At 59.8% G+C, this 19,090-nt stretch carries 14 protein-coding genes; 6 read left to right on the top strand and 8 right to left on the bottom strand.

The genetic code is table 11. The annotated features are described in order from the left end of the window. Positions 1-5: 5 nt before the first annotated feature. The 3 genes from ACK9YZ_RS16170 to ACK9YZ_RS16160 form a co-directional block, all read right to left on the bottom strand. Positions 6-992, bottom strand: coding sequence for an ABC transporter permease (locus tag ACK9YZ_RS16170; RefSeq protein WP_037104433.1), 987 nt, complete (start codon positions 990-992; stop codon positions 6-8). Positions 993-1,100: 108 nt separating this feature from the next. Then, positions 1,101-3,209 carry a family 10 glycosylhydrolase gene (locus ACK9YZ_RS16165; RefSeq protein ID WP_416066753.1) on the bottom strand — a complete coding sequence of 703 codons (2,109 nt, stop codon included), beginning with the start codon at positions 3,207-3,209 and terminating at the stop codon, positions 1,101-1,103. Between the two features lie 87 nt (positions 3,210-3,296). Further along, complete coding sequence (locus ACK9YZ_RS16160; RefSeq protein ID WP_416064487.1) at positions 3,297-5,222, bottom strand: ABC transporter substrate-binding protein; 1,926 nt, start codon at positions 5,220-5,222, stop codon at positions 3,297-3,299. A gap of 186 nt (positions 5,223-5,408) precedes the next feature. On the opposite strand from ACK9YZ_RS16160, the gene ACK9YZ_RS16155 reads away from it, so the two are divergent. Continuing rightward, positions 5,409-6,464 (top strand): LacI family DNA-binding transcriptional regulator, encoded by a 1,056-nt coding sequence (locus tag ACK9YZ_RS16155; RefSeq protein ID WP_416064486.1) that lies wholly within the window; start codon positions 5,409-5,411, stop codon positions 6,462-6,464. Positions 6,465-6,503: 39 nt separating this feature from the next. Here ACK9YZ_RS16155 and ACK9YZ_RS16150 read toward each other — a convergent pair whose 3' ends face one another. After that, positions 6,504-7,271, bottom strand: coding sequence for a TIM barrel protein (locus ACK9YZ_RS16150; protein WP_416064485.1), 768 nt, complete (start codon positions 7,269-7,271; stop codon positions 6,504-6,506). A 165-nt stretch (positions 7,272-7,436) separates the two neighbouring features. Between ACK9YZ_RS16150 and ACK9YZ_RS16145 the strand changes: the two genes are divergently transcribed. After that, positions 7,437-8,225: an SDR family NAD(P)-dependent oxidoreductase gene (locus ACK9YZ_RS16145; protein ID WP_416064484.1), complete on the top strand. Its 789-nt coding sequence runs from the start codon at positions 7,437-7,439 to the stop codon at positions 8,223-8,225. Between the two features lie 204 nt (positions 8,226-8,429). Further along, positions 8,430-8,891 (top strand): RrF2 family transcriptional regulator, encoded by a 462-nt coding sequence (locus ACK9YZ_RS16140; RefSeq protein ID WP_416064483.1) that lies wholly within the window; start codon positions 8,430-8,432, stop codon positions 8,889-8,891. A 61-nt stretch (positions 8,892-8,952) separates the two neighbouring features. Here the strand turns inward: ACK9YZ_RS16140 and ACK9YZ_RS16135 are convergent, their stop codons facing one another. Further along, on the bottom strand, positions 8,953-10,077 hold the full coding sequence (locus ACK9YZ_RS16135; RefSeq protein ID WP_416064482.1) for an acyl-CoA dehydrogenase family protein: 1,125 nt from the start codon (positions 10,075-10,077) through the stop codon (positions 8,953-8,955). Positions 10,078-10,239: 162 nt separating this feature from the next. Here ACK9YZ_RS16135 and ACK9YZ_RS16130 point away from each other — a divergent pair, with 162 nt between their 5' ends. Next, positions 10,240-11,016, top strand: a complete 777-nt coding sequence (locus tag ACK9YZ_RS16130) for a metallophosphoesterase (protein ID WP_416064481.1) — start codon at positions 10,240-10,242, stop codon at positions 11,014-11,016. A gap of 287 nt (positions 11,017-11,303) precedes the next feature. Here ACK9YZ_RS16130 and ACK9YZ_RS16125 read toward each other — a convergent pair whose 3' ends face one another. The 3 genes from ACK9YZ_RS16125 to ACK9YZ_RS16115 all read right to left on the bottom strand — a co-directional run bounded on the left by ACK9YZ_RS16125 (position 11,304) and on the right by ACK9YZ_RS16115 (position 16,910). Beyond that, complete coding sequence (locus ACK9YZ_RS16125) at positions 11,304-12,491, bottom strand: IS701 family transposase (RefSeq protein WP_216755744.1); 1,188 nt, start codon at positions 12,489-12,491, stop codon at positions 11,304-11,306. Positions 12,492-12,555: 64 nt separating this feature from the next. Continuing rightward, entirely contained in the window at positions 12,556-15,738 is a 3,183-nt protein-coding gene (locus ACK9YZ_RS16120; protein WP_216755637.1) for an efflux RND transporter permease subunit, read from the bottom strand. Beyond that, positions 15,735-16,910 (bottom strand): efflux RND transporter periplasmic adaptor subunit, encoded by a 1,176-nt coding sequence (locus tag ACK9YZ_RS16115; protein WP_216755636.1) that lies wholly within the window; start codon positions 16,908-16,910, stop codon positions 15,735-15,737. Before ACK9YZ_RS16115 ends, ACK9YZ_RS16120 begins: the two co-directional genes overlap by 4 nt. A 497-nt stretch (positions 16,911-17,407) precedes the next feature. Between ACK9YZ_RS16115 and ACK9YZ_RS16110 the strand changes: the two genes are divergently transcribed. Then, positions 17,408-17,872 carry a MarR family winged helix-turn-helix transcriptional regulator gene (locus ACK9YZ_RS16110; RefSeq protein ID WP_216755635.1) on the top strand — a complete coding sequence of 155 codons (465 nt, stop codon included), beginning with the start codon at positions 17,408-17,410 and terminating at the stop codon, positions 17,870-17,872. Then, positions 17,865-19,088 (top strand): HlyD family secretion protein, encoded by a 1,224-nt coding sequence (locus ACK9YZ_RS16105; RefSeq protein WP_216755634.1) that lies wholly within the window; start codon positions 17,865-17,867, stop codon positions 19,086-19,088. Before ACK9YZ_RS16110 ends, ACK9YZ_RS16105 begins: the two co-directional genes overlap by 8 nt. The last annotated feature ends 2 nt before the right edge of the window (positions 19,089-19,090 follow it).

Here is a 19,090-nt window from a genome sequence, read left to right as displayed (position 1 = left end):
CCTCCTCAATTGAACCGGATGCGCGGATCGAGCAGCGCAAGCAGCAGGTCCGACAGGAGCATGCCGACGAGGGTCAATGCCGAGAGTAGCAGGATAAAGCTGCCGGCGAGGTACATGTCCTGCGAGACGAGCGCACGGAAAAGCAGGGGACCCGCGGTCGGCAGATTCAGGACGATGGCGGTGATCGTGACGCCGGAGACGAGATGCGGCAGTACCCAGCCGATCGCCGAGACGAAGGGGTTGAGTGCAATGCGCACCGGGTATTTCATGATCACCTTGTATTCCGGCAATCCCTTGGCACGCGCGGTGATGACATAGGGCTTGTGCAACTCATCCGTCAGATTGGCGCGCAGGATGCGGATGAGGGCGGCCGTACCCGACGCGCCGATGATGATGATCGGTATCCAGAGATGGGCGAGGAAATCGCCGACCTTGGCGAGGCTCCAGGGCGCCTCGGCAAATTCGGGCGAGTTGAGGCCGCCGACACTTTGGCCGAGATAACGATAGGCGACATACATCAGTGTCAGCGCCAGGATGAAGTTCGGCACTGCCAGTCCGATAAAACCGAAGAAGGTGAAGACGTGGTCGCTGATCGAGTGGCGGCGCACGGCGGAATAAATGCCGATCGGCAGGGCGACGATCCAGACGAAGAGAAGGCTCAATAGCGAGATGACCAGCGTCGAGCCCATGCGTGCCCAGATGAGGCCGGAGACCGGCTGGTTCCATTCGAAGGACCAGCCGAAATCACCGCGGCTGACGATGCCCCACATCCATTTGAGATATTGAATGTAGAAGGGATCGTCGAAGCCGTAGATCTCTTTCAGCCGCTCGATCTGCGCGGGATCGACGGCTTGGCCGCTGTCGCTCATCGTCGCGATCATCGAGGTCAGGTAGTCACCCGGTGGCAGCTGGATGATCAGGAACGAGATCAGCGACATGCCGATCAGCGTCGGAATCATGTAGAGTACGCGCTTGAAAATATAGCCAAGCATCGGAATGTTTCTCCTCCCGTTGAGAGCGCCGGTCAGGCGCTTCCTTCGGATCTCCCATCCGCTTTCGGCCTCTCCAGGCCGAAAGCGTTCCTCTTGGGCTCGTCCACCTCATTTCCAGGTGAGGTGCAACACCTCCAGCCGTTCAATGCCCGGCACCTCCACCAGTGCACGACCATCCTTGACGCTGAAGTCTGCGGCGCGGTCGGACACCGTCAGCCAGGCCTTGGCTACCGACTGGCCCTGAGGAATTTCCACTGAAACCGTCTGAGCCGCCAGAGGGTAATTTTCGCGTATCGGCCCCTTCATCATCATCGGATTGGTGAGGTTGAAGAGGCTGAGTGCGATGCCTTCGGCATTTTCGCGCAGCGCTATGTCGATGACGCCAGGACCTTCGACGGTGACGCGCGAGTTCTTGCCCAGCGCCCAGCGCACCGCATTGGCAATCAACCTTCCATGGTCGACGGCGAAGACTTCCCAGAAGATTTCGCCGATGTTCCAGGGGATATAGACCGTGCGGCCGCCCTTGCCGGTTTCACGGGCGATAACGCCGGCGCCTTCCGGAGCCTTGCGCGGATAGACTTCTTCCATCGGCAGATCCGGGAAATCGGGCACATAGAGGAAAGGCGTCGTCGCATTGCCGGTCGGGTTGGCATGGATGAGGCGTGTCCCGCCCATGATGCGTTCGGCACCGTCATAGCCCTGATTGATGGGATGATCGCCCGACAGCGCTACATAGGTGTTCTTGACGATGCCGCGCGGGCCGGAGACGAATTTGGCGCCCAGCACGTCGGAGAGGCCGAACTCGCTACGCTTCTTGCCGAACTCGTCGCGAAGCGAGGTTTCATAGGAGGCGATGACGCTGCCGCCGCGCTCCACATAGGCGCGGATCGCCTCGTTTTGAGCATCCGAAAGGCAGGAAGCGTTGGCGAGAATGATCAGCTTGAAGCGGTCGAGATTTTCCTTCGTCAGAACCTGATCGGAGACAAGCTCGAAGGGCAAGCGGGCTTCGACGAGGGCATGGTAGAAGCCGAGATCATGCTTCTCGGCGCTGTGTCGCTCTTCCGGCGCCCAGTGGCGGAGCGTGGTTGAGGGATCGATGACGGCGATTTCGGCCGTCGGATGCATGCTTTCGAGCACCGGCTCGACGGCTGCCTGCAACGCAAAGGCCTCGGCGACTGGTTCCACCCAGCGCTTGTCGGGCACGACGCCGTTGAACTTGGTAAACCAGGCATAGAGGCCATGGGCCGTGCCATCGTTGATCCAGAGCTGCATCTCTTCGCCCGAGGTGACAGCATCCTTCCAGCGATATTCCTCCTCAGGACCGATCGAGGTGATGAGGACGACAGGCCGATCGGGGAAGGTGGCGCGGATGCGCTTGCCGTTGCGGCCGGCGGACCAGCCGAGCTCGAGGCCTTTGCGGCCCTGATGGTCGACGACGAGAAAGGGGCAGTGTTTGGCGATGACCGAGAGGTCGAATTCCATCAGCGAGGCGCCGCCCATATTCGGGATGAAACTCGCGTGCGGACGGATCGCTTTGACCGCTTCGTCCCACTGGGCGATCATGTCGGTCAGAACGCGGCGGCGCCATTGCACCCAGGCCTGCCATGCCGGATCCTCGGCATCGGGCTTCTTCGGCAGGGTGTGGCCGAACATATTCTTGAAGCGGCGGGCGCTGTCTTCGCTGTAATCGACGCCATGGCCCTGCCAGCGATTGGCGAAGACGGCGTCGATATCGTATTTGCGGACGATCTCCTTGACCACTTCCGGCATGAAGACGGTGTTATAATCGCCATAGGCATTGGTGACCCAGACATCCGGATAGGCCCAGTGGCGGCGCGGCGTGCCGTCGGCATTGATCATCACCCATTCGGGATGAGCCTTGGCGGCATCGTCATGGATCGCATGCGGGTCGACGCGGGCCATGACATGCATGTCGAGCTTGCGGGCGGCATCGACGAGCGCGCCGAAGATGTCCTTGTCGCCGAGATATTTGCTTACGTAGTGATAGGGCACTTCGCTCGGATAATAGGCGATATAGCCGCCGGCGCTGAGGCAGACCGCATTCGATTTCGTGCGCTTGAAGACGTCGACCCAGAAGGCCGGATCATATTTCTCCGGGTCGTCCTCCACGAAGGTGAGCTGGGTCCAGCGCGTTGCGGTCTTGAACCAGTCGGGCGTTCGCAGGGTGTCGGTATTCTGTCTTCTGGCGTCGAGCATCGTCTTCATCCAATCATCGGCAAAGGAGGGGCCGCGGCGCCGGCCAGCGGGGCCGGTGCTTGCAATGCATCAAGCTGTTTTAGGCCGTCAGACCTTGTAGAACTGCTCCGGCATGGTGGGCGCGGGTGTCGGCCAGCCGAAGGAATTCGGCATGGTCTTGGTGATGTTCTTCATGTTGTTCTTGACGATGCCGTAGCCATCCGGCGGCAGGGAAATGCCGAAGACATAGAAGTTGTCGGCAGCACCCTGCAGGATCTGTTTCATGATCTCCTGCTGACCCGCCGGGTCGGAGGTCGATTTCAGCTTGTCGTAGAGTTCGAGCTGCTTCTTCGTTTCTTCCGGCGGTTCTTCCGCATTGGCATTGTTGCGGTCGAGATACCAAAGCTGCCAGGCCGGAGCGTACATGGCATTCGAATCCGTCGGCACGTAGTAGCGCGGGTCGAGCATCGCAGCGACGCCGCCATTCGCACCGAACTGGTGGGCCGTCGCATCGAAATCGCGGCCCTGGCGGACGCGGGTTTCCCAAAGCGAACGGTCCATAGTGCGCATCTGCGCATCGATGCCGACCGCCTGGAACATCGGGATGACGAGTTGGAACAGATCGAGGAAGACGGCGCGCGCCTGGTCGATCTCGAAGATCACCGTCAGGCGGCGGCCCTTCTCGTCGAGACGGAAGTTCTGGTCGTCGCGTTTCGGGATCAGCGTATCGAGCATGGCATTCGCCTTGTCGACATCGTAGCTCGTGAACTGTGTGGCGAGTTGCTCGTTGTAGAGCGGATCGGTCTGTTTGATCGAAGGCTGGGCAGGCGCACCCTGGCCGACGAGCACGGCATCGATCAGCGACTGGCGATCGAGCGCCATGGAGAGTGCTGCGCGGAAATCCTTGTTGCGGAAGAGCTGGCGCTTGGTCTCGTCATTGTGGTTCAGGTTGAAGATGAAATTCATCACATTGGCTTCGGTCGAAGTCAGCGTGTAGAAATCATACTTGCCCTGTTCGCGCGCATCGTAGAGCACCGACTTGTTGTTCGGCGTGGCGATATACTGGTCCATCAGGTCGATTTCGCCCTGCATGGCCTTCAGGAGCAGCACCTGCGGATCGGCGACCATCTGATAGACGATGCGGTCCATGTAGGGGAGCTGGTTACCCTCCGTATCCACCTTCCAGTAGAAGGGGTTGCGTTCGGCAATAGCGCGTTCGGTATTCTCGCCGGGCGCTGTCGTGAACATCCAGGCATGCAGGCAGGGCTTCTTCGAGGAGTTCAGGAAGAAGGCATTGTCGTCCTGGAAGCCGGAGGCGGACTGGAAGGCGGCGATCCAGGTTTCGAAACCGCGTTCCCTGGCAAGCTCGTCGGCCTTCGGGTTATAGTCGATATGGAACTGCTCGAGGTAATGTTTGGGGCAGCGGGTCGTGTGGTCGCTGTTGGACCAGGCGACTTGAAGCGGGAACATACCGTTAGGTTTTGCGAAGATAACTTTAAACGTCTGTTCGTCGACGATTTCGAGCTTGGCCGGCTTGCCGGCAGTTTTCCAGTGACCTTGGCCGTTCACGGCAACGCGCTTGTCGGTCAGAATGGTGTCGTACCAGAATTTCACGTCCGCGGTGGTATAGGGTTGGCCGTCCGACCACTTCATGCCCTTGCGCAGGCGGATGGTGTATTCGGTGGAATCCGCATTGCCATCGAAGGCTTCGGCGACGTTGAGCGTCACGCCGGACCAGTCGGGCGTGTAGCGCAGCAGAGGCTCGTAGGCCTGATAGCGGAAGAGCATCGACAGCGAACCGCCGCCGACGAGCGCCATATTCCAGTCGCCGCCATATTTGCCGACGCTTTCAACCGGTTTGACAACGAGCGGATTTTCCGGCAGCCGGTCCTTCAGGGCCGGCAGCGCGCCGCTTGAAACCTTCTCCTTCAGAATATCCGCTTCCTTGAGGTCGGCGGCAAAAACCGGCAGGGCCGGCAGGATCAGAACGGCCGAAGTCCCGGCCAGAAACGCACGACGTTTCAGCTTGATCATTGGGTTCTCCTCCAAAAATTCCCAGCCCTTATCGTTATTTTTTGGTGTCAGGCTGGGATAACGGAGAGAATACATTTGGATATTGTTAGGTAAAGCGTTATGTTTTGTTAGCGCAAGAATTTGCAATTCCGGTAGGGAAGGTGTAGCGAAGCGCTCCGAATGCCGGACGGGAAATCGAGGTGTAGAGTGGGAAGCAGGGGGCGAGTTACCTTACAGACGATCGCGCGGGAGGTCGGCCTCTCGAAATATGCGGTCTCGCGCTCGCTGGCAGGCAAGAGCGGCGTCAGTGAGGAGACGCGCGCGCTGATCCGCGCGACGGCCGAGCGGCTGGGCTATACGCGTCCTGTCGGCCAATCGCAGACGAACGATATCGCCGTCGTCTTCCATGATCTCGATGCGGTCAACAGTGAACTCTACATGCAGATCCAGAATGGTGTGCAGCGCGAGGCCCATCGGCTGGGCATGGCCCTGCGCATCCGCTGGACCCATAGTGCCGATCAGTTGGAAGAGCTGGGGCGCTCCTGCGCAGGTCTGCTGCTCGTCGGACCGCATGATCGGGAAGCGATCATGGCGGCAACGGCCACCGGAGTTCCCATCGTGCGCTTTGGTTGGGTCGATCCGCTGGAACAGGCCGATCAGGTTACCGGGACTGACCATGAGGCGGGACAGGCGGTCCTGCAATACCTTATCGAGCTCGGGCACCGATCGATCGCCTATGTCAACGGCACGCCTGGCTTCCGTGGCCGTCGTGAACGCTTTTATGGCGCGCGCGAGATTGCCGAACGCCACGAGGACGTTTCGCTGCATGTGTTGCGGTTCGATGAGCAGATCGGCTTCGGCGAAGTCTTCCGGGACCTCAAAGCAAAAGGCATCCATCCGACGGCCTTCTTCTGCGCTCATGACGGACTGGCGCTGACGGTGGTTTCCGAGCTGCTGGGGCAGGGTTATCGTATTCCCGACGATGTTTCGGTCGTCGGTTTCGGTGATTTCTCGCCGGCTACGCAGATTTCTCCGCCGCTGACGACAGTGAAGATGGAAGGACAGGAAGGTGGGGCCGTCGGCCTCCGGCTGCTCCTCGAACGTATCGAAAATCCGCGCTTGCCCGGCATGCCTGCCCGACGCGTAATGATCGCGTCACGCATCGTCGTGCGCCGTTCGGCCGGTCCGTGCAAGGTGGTGGCAGCGGCCGATCCAGCAAAGCCGGGATCGGAAACTGACCGGCACAGCGCTCTTGTAACGTGATCGGGCCGATGCTGCCGGAGGACGGCAGAATGCTGAACGTCAGCCCAAGGTCGCAATTGCCGCTTTTAGCGCATCGGCATCCGATGCTGTCGGCCTGTATTCCAGACCGACAGCTCCGGTGTAGCCGGCAGTGAAGATCCAGTTGAGGCGGTCGGCGAGATCGATAGTGCCGGTACCGGGTTCATTGCGACCGGGATGGTCGGCGACATGGACGTGGAAGACGCGGTCGACACGGCCCGCCAGAACGTCTTCCGAGCGCTCGTCCATCACGGCAGAATGATAGATATCATAGACGATGCCGATTTCCGGCCGGGCGATTTCATCGACGATATCCAGCCCCTCGCTGGTGGAATCGAGAAAATAGCCGACATGGTCGATGCGGATATTGAGCGGCTCGATGCCGAGGCGCACGCCACTGCCATCAAGGATATCGGCGCCGGCCCGCAGCGTTTCGGTGAGCGCCTTGCGCTGTTCATCCCGCATGAAGCCTGCAAGATCGTCGCCGGCCTGCGCGATCAGGACAGGCGCGCCGAGGCGTTTTGCGACGGCAACGGAATCGGCAAGGCCCTTCAGCCAGGTCTCGCGATTGGCGGCGTTGGTGAGCGCAATCATCGGCTCGGCGACAAGGCTCGTTACCTTGAGGCCGGTTTCCTTCAATGCAGCTTCGATCGCGTCGAGATCCTTGTCCGTCCAGCGCCAGAATTCGATCGCCTCGAGACCGGCGGCATGGGCACGGCGGATGCGATCAGCGAAATGATCGCCTTCTTCGGCAAACAGCCATTCGATGCAAGCTGAATAAAGTCGCATGAAAATTCCTCCGCCACGCCTGCAGGCATGCGACAGATCGCAGCTTGCGGCAAGAGGGATCGGGTTCTGACGCCGATGATTTTCCGTCACGGCTTGACGGGCAGAACCAATGCCGGAAGAGTTGACGGATCGGCCGGAACTGCCGGCCGCAATCGGGAGGATTTCATGGATCTGGGATTGAAGGGAAAGACTGCGGTCATCACCGGCGGTTCCGTCGGCATCGGGCTGGCGATCGCCGAAGGGCTGGCGGCCGAGGGCGCCAACCTCATTTTGTCTGCGCGTGGACGCGAGCGGCTGGATGCCGAAGTCGTGCGCATCGCTGAAAAATACGGTGTCAGTGCCATTGCGGTCGAAAGCGATGTGGCGACTGTCGAAGGTACGGAGGCGATCATCGCGGCGGCAGCCGACCGTGGTGGAGCGGATATTCTCATCAACAATGCCGGCACCGGCTCCAACGAGACGGTCATGGAAGCGCCCGACGAGAAGTGGCAGGCGTATTTTGATCTGCATGTGATGGCCGCGGTGCGCCTTGCCCGCGGAATTGCGCCGCAGATGAAGAAGCGCGGCGGCGGGGTAATCCTTCACAATGCCTCGATTTGCGCAGTGCAGCCGCTGTGGTACGAGCCGATCTACAATGTCACAAAGGCGGCGCTCATGATGTTTTCCAAGACGCTGTCCACTGAGCTCGTGAAGGACAAGATTCGCGTCAATTGCGTCAATGCCGGCCTCATCCTGACACCCGACTGGATCAAGACTGCCAAGCAACTGACGGCCGAGACTGGCGGTGACTGGGAGGGTTACCTGCAGAGCGTGGCAGATGAACATGCCTCATCCAAGCGTTTCGGCACGCCGGAGGAGCTCGCAAACTTCTTCGTCTTCCTCTGCTCCGACCGGTCGAGCTATAGCATCGGTTCTACCTATTTCGTCGATGGCGGCATGCTGAAAACAGTCTAGCTCCCGCGATTTCCGGTCCCGCATCAGCCTGTTGGTGTGGGGACCGGCATTAAACTTCAGAAGACTTCGGAAGAACGGTTTCGCGGCAACATAAATCGCTAAAATAACCTATAAAAACGGGTTATTTTGTTGTCTCTTCATGGTTTTGACTCTATTTGCCTGCTATTACAAAAGCATAATGCCGCAAAGTGCAGGGCGACCCAGATGTTGACGAAAAAGGGAAAATACGGATTGAAGGCACTGGTTGATCTGGCTCGGCTGGCGCCGGGCGAAACCGCCTTCATCAACGATATCGCCTCGCGCAACAACATCCCGAAGAAGTTTCTCGATACGATCCTCTTGGAATTGCGCAATGTCGGCATTCTGCGATCGAAGAAGGGGCCGGGCGGGGGCTATTCGCTCTCGCGGCCCGCGTCGGAGATTCGCATCGGTCACGTCATCCGCACGCTGGATGGACCGCTTGCGCCGATCCGCTGCGCGAGCCGCACGGCTTATGAGGCCTGCGACGATTGTGCCGATCCCGAGACCTGTCAGGTGCGGCGCTCGATGACCGAAGTCCGGGACGCGATCGCCGCCATTCTCGACAATATGACGCTCGAGCAGTTCGTTGCCGGTGGCTGTATCGAAACCGTCGAGGAAAAGCTCCCGGTTTCTGCCGCGAGCTGATCCGCTCTCTTCGTTTTCCGCAATTCCAGCAAAACCGCTGTACACTTCTGCTGGAATTGCTTCAGTTTTCCCTGATTTTCAGAATATGCGCCCCAGCTGCGTTCAGCAGTGGCTCGCGGTGAATCGCCATGTCGTGAATACGGGCGTTGCGCCAGTGACGGTCGAGGTTGAGCGCTATGCTGCCGGTCGCACCTCGGGCCAGTTCGAAGAGAGCATTTGCCGTGTTCAGCGCCACCTCGGTTGCGACAAGGCAGGTGGATGAGGCGGAGAAACAGGCTTCCGCCATGGCTGCTTCGGCGGGGCTTACCTGGGCGATATCAAGCTTGCGGCCCGCCTGTTCCAGTGCCCCGGTCGCGGTTTCGATACGGATTGCATGCTCGCCGATTTTGCCAGAGAGGGCAGAGGGGTCCTTCGCCATGACAAGCAGATCGGAAAAGGCGGCACGGGCTATGCCGAGGCCGACGGCTGCCTGCAACAGAAGGCCCAAGGATTTTTCCATGGCGTAATCGCCGGATAGGGCGGCGGTGACGGTATCGGCATTCACATGCAGCTTGCCGGCAATCAGCGTTGCCGTGCCGTTGGTGCGCAGGCCGAAGGCGTCCCAATCGTCCACCGCCTGCAATTCGTCGCTGTCACGCTGAAGATGGAGCGTTACCCTGCGGCCGCCGGGATCGATCGCTGCCGCGGCGATCCAGTCGGAAAAGAGAATGGCTGGTGCCTGTTCCGACCGGCCTGTCAGGCGAAAGCCGGAGCCTTCGGCAACGAGGGTTGCCTGATCGCTAAAGCGGGTGGCGGCGAAACGGTCGCCGTCCAGTGCGCGGGCAAAGAGGGTGCTCTTCAGCTCTTCCGAAGGCTGGTTGCGCAGCCCTTCCAGCACGCGGAAGTGAGATGCCAGCACGCTGCCGATCGAGGCGTCGCTTTCGGCGATGATGGCGACGATCTCGGCGAGCAGGGCGTTCGAAACATCGAGTCCCTGATATTCCGGGGGCACGGTGATTGCCGTCAGGCCGGATTGCGAGAGCGTGTCGAGCTCGGCATTGGGCATGAGGCGGTTGATGTCGCGCTCGTTTGCCTGCCGGCGAAAGGCAGCCGCAAGCTTGCGGGCCGCGGAGACGGCTTCTTCCTCGGTCTCGATGCGGTGCGCCGGAGGGCGCACATTGTCGTGCAACTGCGATACGGTGCCCATCTGCCACTCTTTCCTAGTGTTAAAAAAGTGCGCGATTGCATCGGCTTAGGTAAGGCCGGTTTTTCCACAAAAGCCCGGCCGGCCGAATTTTCTTACCAGCTTGATCGCCTTGCCGTATGCTCTACTTATGGTTAAGGGACGGCCAACTGATCAGGAATGATGATGAGCGATTCTCTTGCACGAAACCGCGAGGGTTCGAAGGCTGGACGTCAGCCGCGTCCGCGCGTGAACATGGATATAGCCGAAGTCCCGACCTATGCCATTGGCGACGTGCACGGGCGTCTCGACCTGCTGCAGAAAGCCGAAGAGGCGATCGTGCGCGATGCCGAGCATCTGCCGGGCACCAAGCTCATCGTCATGCTCGGCGATTATGTCGATCGCGGCCCTCAATCGGCGCATGTCCTCAGCCATCTCATGGATCCGGCGCCCGAAGGCTTCGAGCGCATCTGCCTTGCCGGCAACCATGAGATCGTCATGCTCGACTATATCGACGGCTGGGCATCCTATGACGACTGGATGACCATGGGTGCTGCCGAGCTTCTGCGATCTTACGGCCTCGATCCCGATCATCTGCCGCTTGTCTTCCGCTCCGGTGCGCAGCTCGACGCCTTTATCCGCCAGTCGCTGCCGCATACGCATATCGACTTTATCCGCGCCATGCCGATCATGCTTGATACGCCTGACGTCGTCTTCGTGCATGCCGGTATCGATCCGCGCGTGCCGCTCGAAGAGCAAGCGGATGACGACCTGGCCTTCATCCGCCAGCGCTTCCTGGAAAGCCCACTGCCGCTGCCGAAACTCATCGTGCACGGACATACACCCAGCGACCAGCCGGATGTACAGCCGATGCGGCTGAACCTCGATACCCGCGCCTTCAGGAGCGGCAAGCTCTCCGTTGCCCGTTTCTGGCAGGGGCAGGTTCACCTCTTCTCCACCTGAGCCTGAGAGTATTTCCGTTTTTCTTCGAAACACGAAATGTCCTCCCTTTGTTTTCTCGCAATTCCGGAGGCAGGACCGCTAAGCACCTTTGCTGCTGGAGTTGCTCTAGTACTACAGTTGCGTTTGATGCCTTGCTTTGTAGTGAGAAAGCATTGCGGATGCTTGATGCCTGCGTCGCCAGAGTGACCATGCCAAGATGAGGCGAACTCTAATCGGGGGCTGTAGCAGGAGGCGTTTGATCAGATAGCGGATCTCTGCGACGCTGGGCACGAAGGCCATGGTGTTGGTCAGGCGGCGATTGGCGGGTTTGGACTCGTTTCGTTCGGTTTGCCAGCAGCGGTGCGGCGTAGATCGGCGCCGAGTTTGGCGAGGAATGCAGCGGCTGCCATGACGAGCGTCATGTGCCGCTTCCAAGCATGCCAGGATCGCGCTTCGCAATGATCCAGGCCGAGATCGTCCTTCGCACGCTGGAAGCATTCTTCCACGGTCCAACGCAGCCCGGCAGCGCCCGCCAATTCGCTCAATTCGGTACCGGCGGGCGCAAAGACAAAGTAATAGGCGCGCGCATCGGGTTCGCGTCGGCTGCGCCGGATCAGAAGCCAGCGCTCCCATTGTGGATCCGGGCGAGAGCTGAGAGGAATACGGGCCCAATCATAAAGCCGAAGACCCTTGGCACCTTCGCCTGCTGCATGGCTCTGCCAAACCTCCGGTTTCAACTCATCAGCCATCGTTTCGGGATCGGTCTGCTCGATCCCTTGCTCACGCACAAAGCGCAGGCAATGATTGGAGCGCACTGCCAGAACATAAGGCTGGCCACGGCTTTCCAGCATCCGGCGCAGCTTGGAATCCGAACCATAAAGCGCATCCGCCAATACCCAGGCACAAGGCACGCCGGCATCCAGCGCATCGGCAATGAGCTTGGCTGCAATGGCCGGTTTGGTCGCGAAGGCTTGGGACTGGGGGACATGAGCCGAAGCACGGCGGGCTTCATCCTCGGCCCACTCCTTCGGTAGATAAAGTTGCCGATCGATCAGGGTCTGACCGTAGCGGCTTGCATAGGCAAGGAAAACACCGATCTGACAGTTCTCGATCCGGCCGGCCGTGCCGGAATATTGTCGTGCGACACCGACTGAATGGGCGCCTTTCTTCAGGAAGCCGGTCTCATCGACCACAAGAACGCCGTCCGCGTCACCGAGAGACTCTATTGCATAAGCGCGAACCGTATCGCGCAATGCGTCAGCATCCCAATGGCTGCGCCCCAGCAGCGATTGCATCCGATAAGGGCGCTCCAGTCCTGCCTGTTCCGCCATCAGCCAGCCAGTCTTGCGCTCTACTCCCGACAACAACCCATCCAGAAAGGCACCGCACGATGCGCGCAATTCTCGGCGACCAAAGACCGAGCCCAACCGCACCTTCAAGGCATCGAGCTCACGATGCCACGCCAGAACCGACCCGGACCAACCCGCAACCGACATTGAACTTCCCTCCCGCCAAATGCGGGAAGTGAATCATGATTTCCGGTAAACCGCAACTGTAGTACTAGGCTGCGTTTTCCTCGGCATCTGCATGAGCAGCCGGTACCTTCGCCGGCTTTTTGCGCCAGCGGCGCAGCGCGACGTAGAAGACCGGCGTCAGGAACAGGCCGAAGAACGTTACACCCAGCATGCCGGAGAAGACGGCCGTGCCGAGCGACTGACGCATTTCAGCACCGGGGCCGGTGGCGATGGCAAGCGGCAGGACGCCGAAAATGAAGGCGAAGGCCGTCATCAGGATCGGGCGCAGGCGAAGATGGCTTGCTTCGATTGCGGCATCCACGACGCTTTTCCCTTCCTCTTCCGCCTGTCTTGCAAACTCGACGATCAGGATGGCGTTCTTGGCAGCAAGACCAATCAGCACGATCAGGCCGATCTGTGTCAGGACGTTGTTGTCCATCCCCCTGAGCCACACGCCGATCAATGCGGCGAGCACTGCGAGCGGAACGATGAGGATGATTGCCAGAGGCAGGACCCAGCTTTCATATTGTGCCGCAAGCGCAAGAAAGACGAAGATCACCGATAGGGCGAAGATATAGATCGCGGTATTGCCGGTGTGGGTTTCCTGATAGGCAAGCTCAGTCCACTCGAAGCTCGTTCCGGGCGGCAGGATCTGCCCCGCCAGCGCTTCCATCTTCTTGATGGCGTCGCCGGTCGATGTGCCGGGCGTCGGATTGCCCTGAAGCGGCACCGAGACATACATGTTGTAGCGCTGGACAAGTGCCGGACCGCTGGAATCCTGGATATCCATCAGGGTGCCAAGCGGAACCAGCGCGCCGGTTGCCGATCGAACCTTCAGCGCGAGAATGTCGTCCCTATCCATGCGATATTGCCGGTCAGCCTGGGCGCGAACCTGGTAGACGCGCCCGAACGCATTGAAATCGTTCACATAGGCGACACCAAGGTTGATGGACAATGCGTTGAAGATATTGGGGATCGGCACGTTCAGGAAACGTGCCTTGTCGCGGTCGATTGCAAGGAAATATTGCGGGCTTGCATCCGAGAATGTCGTAAAGACGCCGGTCAGTCCCGGGGTCGTTGCAGCGGCGCCCATCATCTGGCGAGCGAGACCCAGGACACGCGTCATGTCAGAGCTCTCAAGATCCAAAATCTGCATCTTGAAGCCGCCCGAATTGCCGACGCCACGCACGGATGGCGGCGGGATGGCAATGATGAAGGCTTCCTGGATGCTCTGAAGCTTGCCGTAGAGCTCGCCGATGATCTTGTTGGCGGTCTCGCCGCCTTCTTCACGGTCGGCAAAGGATTTGAACGGGACGAAGACGACGCCGGCATTCGAGGCATTGGTAAAGGTCGCCCCGCTGAAACCGGCAAACTGCACGGCATTACCGACGCCTGGCACCGTGCGGGCGATGTCACCCACCTGTTTGACGACGGCGTCGGTACGTGCCAGCGAGGCGCCGTCCGGAAGCTGGATGACGACGATCGCATAACCCTGGTCCATAGTCGGGATGAAGCCCGAGGGAACCTTCTGTCCCATATACCAAGTCGCGCCTAGCAGGCAGGCGAAGACGACGAGCGAAGCGGTCAATCCGACCCAGCTGCTGACCAGATGCCGGACGATCCAGGAATAGCCCAAGCTCATTCGATCGAAGCCGCGGTTGAAGCCATTTGCAAGACCGCTCCCCAACTGGGAGAAGATATTCCTGCGCTTGCTTTCATGATTATGGGTTTTGAGCAAGATGCCTGCGAGCGCAGGCGAAAGGGTCAGTGAATTCAATGCGGAAATTGCCGTGGTGACTGATATCGTCACCGCAAACTGTTTGTAGAACTGACCGGAAATCCCCGGAATGAAGGCCGTCGGCACGAAGACTGCGATCAGCACCAGCGAGATGGCGACGACGGCGGTTCCGACTTCGTCCATCGTGACGTGCGCCGCCTGTTTCGGAGTCATGCCGCGCGCCAGGTTTCGCTCGACATTTTCCACCACCACGATCGCATCGTCTACAACGATACCAATCGCCAGTACGAGGCCGAACAGGGTGAGCATGTTGAGCGAGAAGCCAAAGGCGAGCAGGACTGCGAAAGTGCCAATCAGCGATACGGGGATGGCGATGATCGGAATGAGGGCGGTTCGCCAGGATTGCAGGAAAACGAGGACGACGATCGCCACGAGGATCGCCGCTTCAGCGATGGTCCTATAGACCTCGTAGATCGAATCCGAGATGAATTCGGTCGTGTCATAGACGATGCGATATTCCAGCCCCTGCGGGAAATTCTGAGACAGGTCCTTCATGATGGCCTGGATCTGATGGGCGGTATCCAGTGCGTTGGTTCCTGGCCGGGCAAAGATGCCGAGAGCAACGGCAGGGTCATTATTGAGATAGCTGTTGGTGACGTAATCCTGTGCGCCAAGTTCGATACGGGCGACATCCTGCAGCGACACGAGCCGGCCGGTGGCCGTCGATTTCACAATGACGTACCGGAACTGGCGTACATCCGAGAAACGCCCGTCCGTTCGTACCGTATATTCGAACGCATTCTTGCCGGTCACCGGCGGAGCGCCGATCTTGCCTCCCGATACCTGGACGTTCTGGTCTCTTAATGCGGCGACGACGTCATCTGAAGTCATCCCGTAGGCGGAGAGCTTCTCCGGGTCCAGCCAAATTCGCATCGAATACTGGCGTTCACCGAAGAGTTGCACGTCACCGACGCCATCAAGGCGCACGAGAACGTCGCGTATGCGGTTGCGCGCATAGTTCGAGACGTAGAGCTGGTCATAACGATGCGACGGCGACAGCAGATGCACCACCATCATCAGGTCAGGCGAGCTCTTGTCGGTGGTCACGCCAAGCCGTTGGACTTCCTCGGGAAGACGGGGCAGGGCGATGGAAACGCGGTTCTGCACAAGAACCTGCACCTTGTCGAGATCGGTGCCGAGCTTGAAGGTGATCGTCAGCGACATGGCGCCGTCGGCGCTGGAGTAAGAAGACATGTAGAGCATGTCTTCGACGCCGTTGATCTGCTGTTCGAGCGGGGTCGAAACCGTATCGGCGATCGTCTGCGGGTCGGCGCCTGGATAGGAGGTGCGAACGACGATGGTCGGCGGTGCGATCTCCGGATATTGGGAGACCGGCAATTGCGTGTAAGCAATACTGCCGACGACGAGAAGAACAATGGAGATGACGGCCGCAAAGATCGGCCGGTCCACGAAGAAATGGGCAAATCTCATTGGCCGCTCTCCGCACCGGCGGTTTCCGGCGGCGCGTCCGTCCGCTCCTTCGGCAATTCGGTCATCTGAGGCGTGACCTTTGCGCCGGGCCGAGCGCGTATCAGGCCATTGACGATAATCGTCTCGGTGCCGTCGAGTCCCTCGCGAATGACGCGGTAGCCATAGAGCCGCGGGCCGGGCCTCACGGGCTTGGTCGAAACCGTGCCGTCGGCGCCGACGACGTAAACGACACGCTCGTTCTGGTCGGAACCGATCGCCTCGTCCGGGACAAGAACGGCCTGATAGGTATTCGAGGCTTCGACCTGAATGCGGCCGAAGAGGCCGGGCTGAAGGACGAGATCGGGGTTGGGGAAGCGGGCACGCAGACGAATGGTGCCGCTCTCATTGTCGATCCGGTTCTCGGCGAAATCGAGTTTTCCCTTGAATGGCTTGGCATTGGGATCAGAGATCGTGACTGTCACATCCAGTCCGCCGCCGCCCTGCTGGAGGTCCTTGCCGAGCTTGCGTGCAGTGTCAGCGAAATTGAGCAGGCGGCGCTCGTCGACATCGAAATAGAAATCGATCGGATCGAGTGAGACGATCGTCGTGAGCACGGTCTGATCTGTCTGCACGAGATTGCCGGCAGAGATCAGGCGCCGGTCGATGCGGCCGCTGAGCGGCGCAGTGATCTCCGTATATTCCATGTCGAGAGCTGCGCGATCGGCTGCAGCCTGAGCGCCGCGGACATTGGCCTGGGCTGAATCGAATTCGCGGCGGCGATCGTCCAGCGTCTGCGCCGACTGGCTGCCGCTCGAAGCCAGCGACTGGGCGCGCTTATATTGCGCATCGGCAAAGACCAGAGCCGATTTCGACGCCTCGAGCGCGGCATTCGCCTGATTGAGCGCGGTGACAAACGGGCGCTGATCGATGACGAAGAGGCGGTCGCCCTGTTTCACCAGAGCGCCGTCGGTGAAGTCGATCTCCTGCAGGTAACCCCCGACCCGCGAGCGGACGGATACCTCATCGACAGGCTCGAAGCGGCCGATGAACTCATCATTGTCGACCACATCGCGCACCACGGGCTTGGCAACGGTGACGGGTGGGGGAGCAGACGCCTGTTGCGCCTCAACGGTAAGCGGCAGGAGGGCCGCGAAGCAGCCGAGCGCTAGTGTCTGTCGAAGTGAATAAGCCATTCCGGTCCCCCTTGCGGGCGGCCGAATGCAGCCGCCTGAACCTATGCTTGAGATAAGCTGTTCATACCTGCTGGAACGAAAGCATGAGCCTTCGTCCCAAGTCCGAATTCTAGTCATGCTTGGCTGCCGGGAAGATGACAGGTGCAAGCCAGCGCCTCGAAATCAACCGGAGGGAGAAAATTCTGCTTCCCCCCTAACTCTATGAAGGCAGACTATAAACGGGAGAATCCAAAAATTGCAAATGTCAATTGATTGCGTTGATTTGGAGTTCCTCAAACCCCGGCACTTCTGCCGATGTGTCGCTTTATCGCATTACTGTGACGAGTTTCGGCCGCTGCTTGAATCTCTCGAAAGACCGGATCGAAGGCCCTCCTTAGTGCCGGCTGCGGCATTTTGGCCGCAGGTGCGGAATCTTGAGGCTGCATCCTTGTGCGCCGTACATGCTCAATATATCTATTAACATCATAAGGATGCTTATTACTAGCCGGCGAAGGTATATGACCAACAATCCAACACTCGGTTTTCTTCTGCACGACGTTGCCCGCCTGCTTCGCAAGCGGTTTGAGCAGCGCGCAAAGGACCTTGGGCTGACGCGGTCTCAGTGGCAGACACTTGCCTATCTCGCCAATAATGAAGGCATCCATCAGAGTGGGCTTGCCGAGATCCTCGAAATCGAACCGATCACGCTGGTCCGCATCCTCGACAAGCTTGCCGAGCGCGGCCTGATCGAACGCCGCCAGCATCCGACCGACCGGCGCATCTGGCTGCTCTACATGCGAGAAGCAGCCCATCCGATTCTCGCCGAAATGCGCAAAATCGGCGACGTGACGCGCGGCGAAGCATTGGAAAGCGTCACGCCCGAACAGCGCGACCAGCTTTTCCACATCCTGTCCGTAATGAAGACGAACCTGGTGCAGGCGTGCCGGTCTCCGGTCGCCGAGAATGAGACAAAACATGGCTGACCAATCCTCGCTGCGCGTCGTGTCCGACGCGAATGCCAAGAACCCTCTCGAAGAAAAAGACATTCCCCAACAACCGGAAACGGTGGCTGAGGCGCCTTCATCCAATTCAGCGCCCGCGGCTGCCGCGGTGGCTGCGCCTGGCGGCAACAAGGTCCGCCGCCGGCGCAGCTTCACCCGCCCCGTCCTCTTTGCCCTGCTGCCTTTGGCGCTCGTCGTCGGCGGCTATTATTACGTCAATGGCGGCCAGGTCATGTCGACCGACAACGCCTATATCCAGGCGGACATGGTGGGCATCACGACCGATGTTTCGGGCATCGTCGCGAAGATCAACGTGCATGAGAACGAACAGGTCAAGGCGGGACAGGTGCTTTTCAGCCTGCAGTCCGACGCCTTCAGGATCGCGCTTGACGGCGCCAAGGCGCAGCTCGGCGCGCAGCGCAACCAGATCATGAACCTCAAGGCCAGCTACCAGCAGTCGCTTGCCGAGATCACCCAGGCCGAAGCCGATCTGCCCTATTACCAGGAGCAGTTCGACCGGCAGCAGAGCCTCGTCAACAACGGCAGCGCGACGCAATCGGCCTATGACGAAGCCAAGCATAATCTCGAGGCCGCGCAGCAGAAGGTTTCGGTCGCCAAGGCGGAAGCCGCAACGACGCTTGCCCAGCTCGGCGGCAATGCCGACCAGCCAGTCGAGGAAAATCCGCTGTACCTGCAGGCCAAGTCGCAGGTCGACAACGCTCAGCGCGAGCTCGATCACAGCGTCGTCAAGGCGCCGTTCGATGGCGTCGTGACCAACGTGAACGCATTGCAGGTCGGCTCCTACCTGCAGGCTTCACAGCAGGCCTTCTCGCTTGTTTCGACCTCGCACCTGTGGATCGCCGCAAGCCCGAAGGAAACCGAACTCACCTACGTCAAGCCTGGCCAGTCGGTCGATATCTACGTCGACACCTATCCGGGCGTCCTGTGGAAGGGCAAGGTCGAGAGCATCAGCCCGGCATCGGGTTCTTCTTTCTCGCTGCTGCCGGCACAGAATACGACCGGCAACTGGGTGAAGGTCGTGCAGCGTATTCCGATGCGCGTCAGCATCGACGACTCTCAGGGCAAACCGCCGCTCCGCGTCGGCATGAGCACGGTCGTCGATGTCGATACAGGTCATGCGCGGGGCTTGCCTGATTTCGTCAACAATCTCCTGGGCCAAGCCAAGAGCCAAGAGTAACG

Origin of the sequence: Rhizobium sp. ZK1 (assembly GCF_047782645.1) — a bacterium.
Lineage (GTDB): Bacteria > Pseudomonadota > Alphaproteobacteria > Rhizobiales > Rhizobiaceae > Rhizobium.
The sequence above is the reverse complement of the archived record's forward strand: the minus strand, read 5'-3'. Positions and strand labels throughout refer to the sequence as shown.

Excerpts from the sequence above, each read along its gene's own strand:
- ACK9YZ_RS16170 (WP_037104433.1), bottom strand. The coding sequence starts at position 992 with ATGCTTGGCTATATTTTCAAGCGCGTACTCTACATGATTCCGACGCTG.
- ACK9YZ_RS16165 (WP_416066753.1), bottom strand. The coding sequence starts at position 3,209 with ATGCTCGACGCCAGAAGACAGAATACCGACACCCTGCGAACGCCCGAC.
- ACK9YZ_RS16160 (WP_416064487.1), bottom strand. The coding sequence starts at position 5,222 with ATGATCAAGCTGAAACGTCGTGCGTTTCTGGCCGGGACTTCGGCCGTT.
- ACK9YZ_RS16150 (WP_416064485.1), bottom strand. The coding sequence starts at position 7,271 with ATGCGACTTTATTCAGCTTGCATCGAATGGCTGTTTGCCGAAGAAGGC.
- ACK9YZ_RS16145 (WP_416064484.1), top strand. The coding sequence starts at position 7,437 with ATGGATCTGGGATTGAAGGGAAAGACTGCGGTCATCACCGGCGGTTCC.
- ACK9YZ_RS16140 (WP_416064483.1), top strand. The coding sequence starts at position 8,430 with ATGTTGACGAAAAAGGGAAAATACGGATTGAAGGCACTGGTTGATCTG.
- ACK9YZ_RS16135 (WP_416064482.1), bottom strand. The coding sequence starts at position 10,077 with ATGGGCACCGTATCGCAGTTGCACGACAATGTGCGCCCTCCGGCGCAC.
- ACK9YZ_RS16130 (WP_416064481.1), top strand. The coding sequence starts at position 10,240 with ATGAGCGATTCTCTTGCACGAAACCGCGAGGGTTCGAAGGCTGGACGT.
- ACK9YZ_RS16125 (WP_216755744.1), bottom strand. The coding sequence starts at position 12,491 with ATGTCGGTTGCGGGTTGGTCCGGGTCGGTTCTGGCGTGGCATCGTGAG.
- ACK9YZ_RS16120 (WP_216755637.1), bottom strand. The coding sequence starts at position 15,738 with ATGAGATTTGCCCATTTCTTCGTGGACCGGCCGATCTTTGCGGCCGTC.
- ACK9YZ_RS16115 (WP_216755636.1), bottom strand. The coding sequence starts at position 16,910 with ATGGCTTATTCACTTCGACAGACACTAGCGCTCGGCTGCTTCGCGGCC.
- ACK9YZ_RS16110 (WP_216755635.1), top strand. The coding sequence starts at position 17,408 with ATGACCAACAATCCAACACTCGGTTTTCTTCTGCACGACGTTGCCCGC.
- ACK9YZ_RS16105 (WP_216755634.1), top strand. The coding sequence starts at position 17,865 with ATGGCTGACCAATCCTCGCTGCGCGTCGTGTCCGACGCGAATGCCAAG.